General features: G+C 59.1%; 8 protein-coding genes. 1 reads left to right on the plus strand and 7 read right to left on the minus strand.

Going from position 1 to position 5,461, the window contains the following annotated elements:
• Window positions 1-298: 298 nt before the first annotated feature.
• Entirely contained in the window at window positions 299-1,078 is a 780-nt protein-coding gene (locus tag BYZ73_RS20530) for an AbiV family abortive infection protein (RefSeq protein WP_112317486.1), read from the minus strand.
• Window positions 1,079-1,362: 284 nt separating this feature from the next.
• On the opposite strand from BYZ73_RS20530, the gene BYZ73_RS22555 reads away from it, so the two are divergent.
• Window positions 1,363-2,286 carry a hypothetical protein gene (locus tag BYZ73_RS22555; protein WP_146746373.1) on the plus strand — a complete coding sequence of 308 codons (924 nt, stop codon included), beginning with the start codon at window positions 1,363-1,365 and terminating at the stop codon, window positions 2,284-2,286.
• A 260-nt stretch (window positions 2,287-2,546) separates the two neighbouring features.
• Here the strand turns inward: BYZ73_RS22555 and BYZ73_RS20535 are convergent, their stop codons facing one another.
• The 6 genes from BYZ73_RS20535 to BYZ73_RS22980 all read right to left on the minus strand — a co-directional run.
• Window positions 2,547-2,852, minus strand: coding sequence for an SdpI family protein (locus tag BYZ73_RS20535; protein WP_112317487.1), 306 nt, complete (start codon window positions 2,850-2,852; stop codon window positions 2,547-2,549).
• 555 nt (window positions 2,853-3,407) lie between these two features.
• Complete coding sequence (locus tag BYZ73_RS20540; protein ID WP_245943253.1) at window positions 3,408-4,475, minus strand: tyrosine-type recombinase/integrase; 1,068 nt, start codon at window positions 4,473-4,475, stop codon at window positions 3,408-3,410.
• Window positions 4,466-4,639 carry a hypothetical protein gene (locus tag BYZ73_RS22975; protein WP_178390666.1) on the minus strand — a complete coding sequence of 58 codons (174 nt, stop codon included), beginning with the start codon at window positions 4,637-4,639 and terminating at the stop codon, window positions 4,466-4,468. Before BYZ73_RS22975 ends, BYZ73_RS20540 begins: the two co-directional genes overlap by 10 nt.
• A complete protein-coding gene (locus tag BYZ73_RS20545; RefSeq protein WP_112317488.1) occupies window positions 4,636-4,881 on the minus strand; it encodes a hypothetical protein in 246 nt (81 codons plus the stop codon). The genes BYZ73_RS22975 and BYZ73_RS20545 overlap by 4 nt, the downstream gene beginning before the upstream one ends.
• A gap of 1 nt (window position 4,882) precedes the next feature.
• Window positions 4,883-5,062, minus strand: a complete 180-nt coding sequence (locus BYZ73_RS20550; RefSeq protein ID WP_112317489.1) for a hypothetical protein — start codon at window positions 5,060-5,062, stop codon at window positions 4,883-4,885.
• Window positions 5,062-5,461, minus strand: a 400-nt coding sequence (locus BYZ73_RS22980) for a hypothetical protein (protein ID WP_220086869.1), incomplete at its 5' end; no start/stop codon positions are given. The genes BYZ73_RS20550 and BYZ73_RS22980, both read right to left, overlap by 1 nt.

Below are 5,461 nucleotides of genomic sequence, written 5' to 3' on the forward strand. Positions count from 1 at the left end.
ATGCTGCGGCCTGAAGCCCATCCGCAGCTGGAATTTTGTCCCCCAGGGCGGCGGCAAGGACCGGCTTCCGGAGCACTTTCGCGAGGAAGCAGAACCATTTCCCATCAAGCGCAGCCTCGCGGCCGTGTAGTCGAGTTTTTCAACAGTATCAGCCCTTTGCGGACTATCGTCGTGAGTTCAGTCGTTGGGGGCCCAGTTCGCCATAGCACGCGGGCACAACGAGTTTTCAGTCACGTCAGAGAGGCTGGAAGTTGTCGGCACGTTGATAGCATAGTAAGAGAATGACATCATTATAGGCTTACGCTTCACCGTTTTCATCAGCGTCAAGTATCTCTCGCTTCGCTTCTCCATGAGCAGATATAAGTTCGTCGAGGATGCGTTTTGCCGCCTGGTCGCCAGCGTTCGCCGCAGTCTGGAGTTCGCTTAGCGGGGAATAGGGCTGAAAATACAACCCTTTCTCTAGCAGATTGAGTACTCGGGTCGCAGCCCAGATCCAACGCTCTGCATCTAACCGCTCCACCGAGTCCGGTGTGGAAGTGACCTCTAGTTGGGCATTTGTGTCGAGGTAAAGGCCCGATTGCCTTATCTTCTCGAGATTTCCTTCATGCACTGCCTCGAAGATTTTCGACAGCCAGCGTTGCTCGATCCCAAACACCTTGATTTGCTCATCTGACATGCCGCTTAGCTGTGGCAGGAGCTCAGCGCGCAATTCTTCACGGAGTTCGAAGCTCATCGGCGGCAAGGGTTCCTTGATACCGGGCTGATGGCCGAGTGCTGTAAATCGGGCTGCAATCTTGTTAGACACGCCCTTCATATCGAGTTCGTATTTCTGCAGAAACGAAGCCTGAAGCACAAAGAAAGCCATTAAGTGTCGGAAGCTATGCTGGCTGTGGACGTGTTTCGGCTTTTGCCAGCCGTTCTCGATGATATGACCTTTGCCAGCCTCCTCAAACGCCAAAATAGAGAGACTAAGCGCGGAACCTGCGCTCCCGTTCTCCTGTAAGGTCCGAGCATCGCGCAGCAATCGCTTTACGTTGGCTACTACTCCCTCAAGTGCGGCGGCCTTTGCTTTGTCCATTTTGACCGTTATAAAATTTCCCCTCTCCTGCTTTCTGCGCCTCACCAAAGCTCAGGTCAACCCATTCCGCTAAAGGATTGAAAGTCTGCTCCGTCCGCTCTCCGGACCATGGCGGCTCCAGGGCGTGCTGCAGCGGGCACTAACGGCCGCTTTCGTGGTGCCGCAGGCGGCAGAGGCTTGGGTGCTTAACGGCGGCTATCGGCCGCAAGCGCCCGAGCGGGCGGCGCGAGGAGATCCAGCGCCATGCTGCGCCGCCGCCGGTCGCTCCGAGCCCTGAGTGACGGATGCTGCGCTGCGCTCCAAGGTCCGATTTGCCGAACTGCAAGCAAGCCGAAGCCTGCCCGCCGACGCCGAGCTTTCAAGCGGAATCATATATCCTGCGCTTTGTTGCCAAAGTTGAAAGTCTCAACATTCCTTCCTATCTTACCACTATGGTTCAGATCTCACATGAATACATTAACTCGATTGGCGTTGCCGTTGCAATTGCACTGGCCGTTTCCGGGTTGGTCAGTTCTGAGGGCGCCATTGCAATCGCATCTTACGGCGTTGGATGGTCGGACGAGAAAGCCCAAATTCATAAAGAAGGCGGTAGGCTCAGCATAATAACGCATCACTCTGGATACTTCGATCTTCTCAATGGAACTAGCGAAACGGCATATGTCAGTATTGAAGTAAAAGCCGCTGATGATTGCCCTTTTGGAGAGGAATTGGCTTGGAATGACTACTATGGCCCTGGCTTGGAGCAACGTAGTGGAGTGTATACTTATGATCCAGAGGGATACGATAGCTGGGCGAGGACGAAAATTGAGCCTTCTGAATTAGAGCGTGTCCCATGGGAAGTGAGTGTTGCTCGGGACCCTTCAATAGATGGAGCATTGTGCGCAAATATTCGGACCATATTGGCTGATGGGAGCTCGTACTCCTTGGTGTATAGAGTTGGTTTCTTCTCAAATATCTTTAACCAAGCCTCCCGTTCTGGGCAGGTCATAGACGCATTTGACTTAATCGACGACGCGGAGCTTACATTTGCCGAGGGTGAGGACGCCATTTCTGCAGATGAGCTGATAAATCTGACTATGGTTGGCGACGACCAAAGTAACGTATTCATTAGCGATTTGAGGGAATACCGGTATTACGTCGTGCCGAGACGTATATGCTTTCAAGGGTTTGGCGTCGAACTTTGTCATGTCGGCCAATTCCGAGAATAGGCAGCTTACCTTTCTATTAACCCTGAAAGCTGACATTGGTGCACATTCAGAGAAGTTGCGCTTTGTCCCGTTTCCGGACCTTGGCGGGTCGAGGGCGTGCTGCAACCGCGATGAACGGCCGCTTCCGTGATCCGCGGGCGGCGCGGGCTTGAGGCGTCGAACATCGGCAATCGGCAGCGAGCGCCCGAGCGGGCGGCCCGAGGGGCTCCGGCGCCATGCTGCGCCGCCGCAGGCCCGCTCCGGGCTCTTAGCCCCGTTCCTTAGCTCATGGTCCCAACGATCACGGCCAGAATAGCGGAGCCGACCAGCGTTGCAGTGGCGACCAAGCACTTCACAGAGAGATTGAGGTCGAGGGCAAACACGCGCCAGATGACCGCTGTGGATACGAGTCCTGACAGAACCAAACTCCACCCCACATTCGCATTCACAGCATACCACACCGCTTCATTGCTCAAGGTTCTGCCAGTGCGGAAACCTGTCGTTGAGTTGGGGGGAACCATCTGCAACGCCATCATCAGACCGATTGTGCAGAAGATGGCCGGGGGAAGCAGCATCAGGTATTTCATTGGTTTCTCCAAGGCGATCGGTGTCCGTTTCGGCCGCCCTCCGGACCTTGGCGGCTCCAGGGCGTGCTGCAACCGCAATGCACGGCCGCTTTCGTGGTTCCGCAGGCGGTGGAGGCTTGGGCGCTCAACGGCCGCAATCGGCAGGAGGCTGACAGAATGGCCGCAGTGAATCGCAGGTCGGAATTGGAGAGGTGCCAGGCGGCCCTGGCGCTCGGGTGCCGCTTGGCGGCTTTGAGACGGGTCGCATGGACAACGCTGTCCACCATTTGCGATGGGAAACTGCTGCTTTGTGACAGGGGTCCGTGGCTCGGGGGCATCTGAGAAGTGGCGGTATTCCCAGCCCGGAATCGCCGTCGTAAAAGGGCAAGGTGCCCCACGCCCGTTTCGCCGCGGGGCACTTCCCTGATTTCGCGTTTAAAATCAGATAGACAAGTTTTGGGTGGTAGGCCCGGAGGGCGTAGAACTTTTCTTGTTTTTCAATAACATAGGTTTCTCCGTGGTCCACTTTACGGCTATTGCGGATCAATGGCTTACGGTCAGAGTGGACCACGCGGATTACCATTTCATGCCCCGCAAAAGCTCCATCGCCTCGGCCGCCAGCCGCTGCCGGTTCACCCCGCTGGTGTAGGTCTCGCTGGTCTTGGCCTGAGTGTGGCCGTGGATTGCCATGATGTGGTATTGGCTGGCGCCTTCGAGGGCCAGCAGCTCTCCTGCGGCTTTCCGAATGCCGTGCGGGCTGCGGCCCTCAAGACCGGCTTCGGCAACGCGGTCGCGAAACCAGTTCCCGAAAGCCGCGCTCGACGCGAAGGGGCGGCCCAGCCCGTTCAACAGATAGGTCGGTCCGACCAGGGTCTGCGCTTTGATGGCCTCGGCCAGCGGCGGCAGGATCGGGATAACGACGCGGGCCGATCCGCGTTTCCCAGGCATCCAGTCCAAATAGGTGATGCCGTCAATCCGGCGTTCGTGGCAGCGCCCGAGGCGCCGGGCGTCATCCAGACGGCAGGCCGTGAACATAAAGATCGTCAGCGACAGGTGCGCCATCGTGCCAGCCGAATGCCGGTCGCGGAATTGCTGCAGGTCATCGACAGACCACGGGACTGCGCCGCGGCCACGGTTCAGCTTGCCGATCCCGGCCGCCGGGTTTTCCGTCAGAATTCCGCGTTCGATTGCCCATGCAAAGCACGCGCGCAGGGCCTTGACCATGTTGTCAGCCGCGCCCGGCGTCGCAATCATGCTGTCGCGGATCTCGACGATCTTTGCGCGCGGTATCTGCATTGCCTTCTCGCCGTGGTCAGCGCGCACCCGGTCGTAGAAGGCCCGGCGTTGCTTCAGGGTGCCTGGGTGCATCAGGCCCGCCGCCACGCGTTCCTGCATCGCCTTTTCGAATTCCAGCGTCAGCCATGATACCGAGCGCGGGATCGGTCCTCGGTCTTCCGGCGGCGTCCACACCTCGCCGCGCCTCGCAGCTTCGTACCGCGCCATGAATTCCGGATGCGAGGGCCCAACACCGATATTTATCTTCCGCAGCGGCTGGCCGACGACGCGGACACGCCAGCGGATTTGACCAGAGGCCGTGGTGGTTCTGGTGAGCCCAGGAAGATTGACGCGCACCTCTAGTCCCATGCCTGCGGTGTCCTTTCGTCAGGTTGCGGCGATTCCTTCGCCACTGGCAACAAGCGGATCGTCCCATCCGGTTCGACGCGGACTTCGCCCACGGTCCATCCTGCGTCTGTGGCGCCCTTCACGGCCCGGCGCACCTGGGCCTCGGTGAAGCGCGTGGCGGTCATTCTTCTGCGGCCTCCTGCCAAGGGATCAGTCGAACAATCTGCAATTCTTCCATGTTGAGCACGACCATCTCGCCCCGCATCCATCCGCGAAATCCGTGGGCGCGAATGTGTCCTTCCATTACTTCCAGCAGGCTGACCGCGTCTGCCTCGGGCATCATGAGGCGCGCCACATGCCCGCCTTTCAGGTGAATGCAGACTGTCCATCGCGGCTCCGGCGGCAGCGATGCCAGATCGATCGCCAAATTAGCCATCTTCCCGGTCCCCCTGCTTGAAAAAATCGCTCATGAAGTCCCGAGCCTTGTGCCAGCTATCCCAGAAGAACCCAGCAGCGGCGATGAACTGCTCGCGCGTCATTCCCTCGCCGCTTGCCTTGCGAGCCGCGGTCACGAGGAAATCGGCGCTATCACGTTCTTCGCCGTCCATCAGTCCCGGCCCTCCTGCCTGAGCGCGTCAGCGATTGGCGGCAGCCCGTGGATCTCGTCGCCCTCGATGTAAAGCCGCAGGAGCATCGCCATGGCCTGCACGATCTCGGCCCGGACGTGCTCTGGGGTGTCGCGGCCTTCGGCGCAGTGGATCGCAGCCTTGACGACTTCGCCCGCCTCCTCGGCAACCTTGCTGATGACGTAGTTCGGTTGCGGAAACCGCTGCACAGCCTGAACCGCCGCGTCCTGGGCTTCAGCGAACAGACGGGCCGTGCCCGCCACATCGCCGCAATGCCCGGACCCACCGCAGCAGGGGCAGGCATGTGCCGTGTCCTCGCACCAGCGGGCCTCGGCGCCCGAGGTAGCAAAGCCCTCTTCCCTAATGTCCGACAGGAACGCG

Origin of the sequence: Rhodovulum viride (assembly GCF_003265965.1) — a bacterium.
GTDB lineage: Bacteria > Pseudomonadota > Alphaproteobacteria > Rhodobacterales > Rhodobacteraceae > Rhodovulum > Rhodovulum kholense.